The organism is Gordonibacter pamelaeae 7-10-1-b (assembly GCF_000210055.1).
Taxonomy (GTDB): domain Bacteria; phylum Actinomycetota; class Coriobacteriia; order Coriobacteriales; family Eggerthellaceae; genus Gordonibacter; species Gordonibacter pamelaeae.
Window position 1 is genome coordinate 538,776 of sequence record NC_021021.1, and the last position, 5,320, is coordinate 544,095.

The window sequence follows — 5,320 nt, forward strand, 5'->3', positions numbered from 1 at the left end:
GCCGGCGCAGTACAGCGCCACCATCTGCGAGATGGTGCGCTTCTCGCGCTCGCGGCGCTTGGCGGTTTTCGGCGAGTCTTCCATGGAGAGCATCCTAGCAGAACCGCCGCCGCCCGGCGAGGGGGATTATCCCTCGCCGCGGCGGATGGCCCCCCTTCCCTACCCCACGAGCTTCTTGCCGAGCGCGGCGCGGATGATGCCCTTGCTGGCGAAGTACGTGACCAGCAGGTAGGCGCCGTACACCACGGCCACGAGGGCGCCGGTCATGAGGGCCGGCTCGAGCACCGACACGCCCAGCTGCGAGATGACCGAGTCGCTGATGACGCCCACGGCGCACACGGTATGGCACACGGCCACCGCCAACGGCACGAGGAAGTACACGAGCACCTGGGCGCGCAGCGACCGGAAGATCATGCGGCGGTCGCAGCCGATCTCGGCGAGCACCTGGTAGCGCGCGAGCGAATCGCTGGCCTCGGACAGCTGCTGGATGGCAAGCACCGCCGCCGTGGCGATGAGGAACACGAAGCCGATGTAGAGCGCCAGGTACGAGATCATGAGGTTCATGCCGCTCGACTGGACGAGCACCTCCTCGGCCGTGAAGGACAGCGTCACGGGCCAGGGCTTCGGGCTGAACGTCCAGCCGGACGCCGCCACCTCAGGGTTCGCGGGCGATGCCTCGGCGAGCATCTGCCCGAGCAGCTTGTCGCCCTCGACGCGGCCCGTCTTGTACATGAGGTTGAGGATGCTCTGCTCGGGAACCGCCCCCTGGGCGCGCAGGGCGTCGATCACCGAATCGGGCACGATGAGCTCCGCCCCGCTCGCGGCGAACGTGGTGTCCTCGAGCGGCTGGCTGCGCAGCTCTCCCACCGATTCGAGCACGCGCCCGCCTACGGTGACCGTCTCGCCCTTGCGGGCGAGCGCCTCCGAAAGCGCCTTCATGGCGTCGAGCGTGTTGTTCACGGCGTAGCCGCCCTCGCCCACCTCCACCGTGGGCCGGCCGACGAGCTCGGCCAGCGCGTTGAACTGCGAGACGCCGATGAGCGTGACGCCCTGGTTGTGCAGCGCCTCGTTCTGCTTCTCGTTGCCCGTGTCGTGCCCGTAGCGGTCCATGAGCTCGCCGTACGTCACGTCGGTGCTCTTGAACGCGTCCAGCTGCGCGGATTTCCCCACCAGCTCGCCCCAGACCGGCGAGGCGTCCGCCAGCTTCGCGGCGATGTCCCAGCCGTAGGCCTCCGCGTCGGCCTCGACGGCCGCGGCCTTCTCGTCGGCGACCCGCTGGTACTCGCGGTCCTCCTCGCTCATGGCCGCGAGCTTCTCGGGATCGTGCGTGCCGCCCGCGTTCAGGTACACGTTCGCCGTGAGCGTGGCGTCGTACACGGTGCCATCCTCTATGTTGCCGGTGAACGCGCGCGCCAGGCCCATGCCCGTGGAGAACACCGTGAGCGAGAAGAACAGCATGATGCACACCACCGAAAGCGACACGAACGCCGTGTTCACCTTGCTGGCAATCTGGCGCGTCGTGAACATCGTGAGGCCGCGGAAGTACACGCCGCGCGTGCGCTCGATCACCGCGATGGCGAAGCCCGCGAGCGACCAGAACAGAAGGAACGTGCCCAGCACCATGAGCGCCGTGGCCCGCCAGAACCCGTCGTCGAAGTACACCAGGCCGTTGTCCATGAGCGTGAGGTACGCCCAGGCGAGGATGCCGACGGCCGCAACGAACGCCACGAGGCTGATCCACGGGTTGCGCACGCGGAAGCGCGCGTTCCTCGAGCGGGCGGACAGGAGGTCGATGAGCTTGTAGCGCCGGATGGACAGCGTGTTGAACAGCCCTGTCACGACGAAGATGAGCACGAAGCACATCAGCGTGAGCATGAAGGCGTCGAGGGAGAAGACGAAGCGGTACTGGGTCATCTGGATGTTGAACAGGCCGGCCGTGACGAACGACAGCCCCTGCGACAGCGCGAAGCCCAAGGCGAGGCCCACCACGAGCGACACGAGGCCCACCGCCGCCGTCTCCATGAGCACGATGGCCGACACGCTGCGGGGGTTCATGCCCAGCATGAGGTACGTTCCGAACTCCTGCTTGCGCCGCCTGATAAGGAAGCCGTTGGCATAGAGCACGAGGAACCCGAGCACGCAGGCGATGAGCACGCTGAACATGCCCAGGAACTGCCCCGTCATGTCGAAGACGCTGGCCGAGGCCGTGTCCTCGAGGTCGAACAGGATCGACTGGCTCGACACCGAGTTGAACGCGTAGAACACCGCCACGCCGAACACGAGCGTGACGAAGTACACGCCGTAGTCCTTGACCGAGCGGCGGATGTTGCGGAAGGCGAGTTTAGCGAGCATCGCGCACGTCACCGCCCAGGAACGTGACCACTTCCATGATCCGGTTGAAGAAGTCCTTGCGCGAGGTGTCGCCCTTGCGTATCTCGTTGAACACGGCGCCGTCCTTGACGAACAGGATGCGGCTCGCGAACGAGGCGGCGTAGGAATCGTGCGTGACCATCATGATGGTGGCGCCGAGCGAGGAGTTCATCATCTCGAGCGTCTCCAGCATGACGGTGGCGCTGCGCGAGTCGAGCGCGCCCGTGGGCTCGTCGGCCAGCACGAGCTTCGGATCGGCCACCATGGCGCGGGCCGCGGCGATGCGCTGCTTCTGGCCGCCCGACATCTGGTAGGGGTACTTCCCCAGCACCTCGGACACGCCGAGCGTGGCCGCGATGGCGTCCACCTTCGGCTTCACCCGGCCGGCGGGCTCGCCCTTCACCGTGAGCGCCAGCGCGATGTTCTCGAAGCCGGTGAGCGTGTCCAGCAGGTTGGAGTCCTGGAAGATGAAGCCCAGGTCGTCGCGGCGGAACTTCGCAAGCGCGCGGGAGCGCAGGCCCGTCACGTCGCGCCCGTCGACGAGGATGTGCCCGCTCATCACCGTGTCGATGGTGGCCACGCAGTTCAGGAGCGTGGTCTTGCCGGAGCCGGACGGCCCCATGATGCCCACGAACTCGCCCGGCATCACGTCGAAGCTGATGTCGCGCACCGCCTTGGTGACGGAGTCCTTGTTCCCGTACACCTTCTCTATCTGGCGAACCGACAGGATGGGCCGGGAGCCGGACGCATAGGCGGCCGGCGCCTGCTGCGCGCAAGCCGCTTCCGGGGTCGCGTAAACTTCGGTCATGGCAAATCTCCTTCTCTCGGGGTCTGCCAAGATACTACGTCCGCCGTGCCGCGCCCGCCATCGAAGAGGCTTACCGCAACCTTACGAATTTGCAAGGGAGAGGCGCCCGTCGGTGTGACAAAGGGACGGGGATAATGTCACATTCCCTGATGTCTACCAAGCTCGTTAGGCGCACGGGGAATGTGACATTATCCCCGTCCCTTTGTCACACCTGGTCGTCCATGCGCCTGCGGTCGTGGGGGAACGCGAGCATGACGCGGGTGCCGGTGCCCTCCTCGGAGGCCAGGCCCACGCCGAGGCCCATCTTCTCGCAGAGCGTGGCCACCAGGTACAGGCCCATGCCGGTGGCCGAGCCCTGGGCGCGGCCGTTCTTGCCGGTGAAGCCGCGGTCGAACACGCGCGGCACGTCGGCGGCGGGGATGCCCGGGCCGTCATCGGCGATCTCCAGCACGGTGCGCGCCGCGCTCGTGCCCGCACCCTCCTCGCGCACGGTGAAGCGCACGGACGTTGCACCGTACTTCGCCGCGTTCACCAAAACCTGCCCCAGCGCGAAGGAGAGCCAGGAGGCGTCGGCGAACACGGTCACGCCGTCCCCCACCTCGATGGACGGGGTGGTGCCGCGCTCGATGAGGTAGCGGGCGTTCTTCTTGCAGGCCGTGCGCACGGCGTCGGCCAGCGACAGCTCGCGTATGGCGTAGTCGCGCGCGAGCGAGGTGGAGCGCGCGTAGTAGAGCGCCTGCTCCACGTAGGACTCGATGCGGTCCAGCTCCGCCTTCAGCTTCGAGGCGACGCCCCCGTGCAGGTCGGCCGTCATGAGGTGGGCGGCGGCGATGGGCGTCTTGATCTCGTGTATCCACAGCTCGATGTAGTCGCGGTACGATTCGGCCTGCCGCCGGTGGAACGCCACGTCGTCGGCCGCGGCCTTCCCCACTGCCTCGAGCGCCTCGTGGGCCAGGCGCCCCTCCAGGAAGCCGGGCTCCTCCACGAGCTCCGAGGCGAAGTAGGTGCGGTCGAGGTCCTCCACGATGCGCGCGAGCTCAGTGTAGAAGCGGCGCCTGCGCACGTAGCCCAAGCCGAGCACCACCGCGCCGCACAGCGCCACGAAGCACGGCACGAGCACCGTGGCGTACACGCCCACGCCGAGCACGGCCAGCATGCCGGCCACGCCCAGGCAGCACAGCACGCCCACGCCGATGGCCGCGAGGTTGTCGCGCAGGTAGGCGGACAGGCTCATGGCCGCGCACCGCTCATCAGACGAGGTAGCCCTGCCCCCGGCGCGTGGCCAGGAAGCCGTCGGGCACGCCGATGGAGGCCAGGCTCTTGCGCAGCCGGTTCACGTTCACCGTGAGCGTGTTGTCGTCGATGAAGGCGTCGGACTGCCACAGCTCCATCATGAGCTCCTGGCGCGAGATGATGGCGCCCTTGTTCTCCATGAGCAGGTGCAGCACGCGGAACTCGTTGCGGGTGAGCTCCACCCCGCGGCCCTCGTACTCCACGCGGCTTCTCGCCACGTCCAGCACGACGCCCTTGTGCTCGATGCGCGACGGCGGCTCGGTGCGCGCCGCACGGCGGAGCACCGACTGGATGCGCGCCAGGAGCACGGCGGGGTTGTAGGGCTTGGTCACGTAGTCGTCCGCCCCCAGGTTCATGCTCATGACCTCGTCGAACTCGTTGTCCGACGAGGTGAGCATGACGATGGGCACGTCGCTTGCGCTGCGCAGGTCGCGGCACACGGCATGGCCGCCGTCGCCGGGCAGCTTGAGGTCGAGCAGGACGCAGTCGGGGTCGGCGGCGAGCACCTCGTCGGCTATGCGGTCGAACGCCGTGCTGGCGAGCGCCTCATGCCCCTGCAGCTCCAGCAGGCGCATGAGCTCGCCGCGCAGCGCCGCGTCGTCCTCCACGACGAATATCCGGGCCACCGGGCCTCCTTCGCATTCGGTTTCGCGCACCGCGCCCAAGGGGCGATGCCGGGGTTCGCCCCTCATACTAGGGCAAGGGGGCGCGAGCGACCCCGAGCCGTAACCGTTTCGTCAACGGGCCGTCAGCGAAACCGCCGGGTTCGCGAACCCGGCAATGCCACCCGCGCCTTCATGGGGCAGCCGCCGCACGGCATGCGGCCCGGCGGCGGTCAGCCGCGCTTCG

General features: G+C 68.0%; 4 protein-coding genes. All 4 read right to left on the reverse strand.

Annotated elements, in window-relative coordinates; genetic code table 11:
- Nucleotides 1-159 precede the first annotated feature (159 nt).
- The 4 genes from GPA_RS02550 to GPA_RS02565 all read right to left on the reverse strand — a co-directional run bounded on the left by GPA_RS02550 (nt 160) and on the right by GPA_RS02565 (nt 5,097).
- The gene (locus GPA_RS02550) at nt 160-2,352 is read right to left on the reverse strand and encodes an FtsX-like permease family protein (RefSeq protein WP_015538845.1); all 2,193 of its coding nucleotides are present in this window, start codon (nt 2,350-2,352) and stop codon (nt 160-162) included.
- On the reverse strand, nt 2,342-3,178 hold the full coding sequence (locus GPA_RS02555) for an ABC transporter ATP-binding protein (protein WP_015538846.1): 837 nt from the start codon (nt 3,176-3,178) through the stop codon (nt 2,342-2,344). Before GPA_RS02555 ends, GPA_RS02550 begins: the two co-directional genes overlap by 11 nt.
- Before the next feature lie 205 nt (nt 3,179-3,383).
- Complete coding sequence (locus tag GPA_RS02560; RefSeq protein WP_015538847.1) at nt 3,384-4,412, reverse strand: sensor histidine kinase; 1,029 nt, start codon at nt 4,410-4,412, stop codon at nt 3,384-3,386.
- 16 nt (nt 4,413-4,428) lie between these two features.
- Nucleotides 4,429-5,097, reverse strand: coding sequence for a response regulator transcription factor (locus tag GPA_RS02565; protein WP_041238847.1), 669 nt, complete (start codon nt 5,095-5,097; stop codon nt 4,429-4,431).
- Nucleotides 5,098-5,320: the final 223 nt, after the last annotated feature.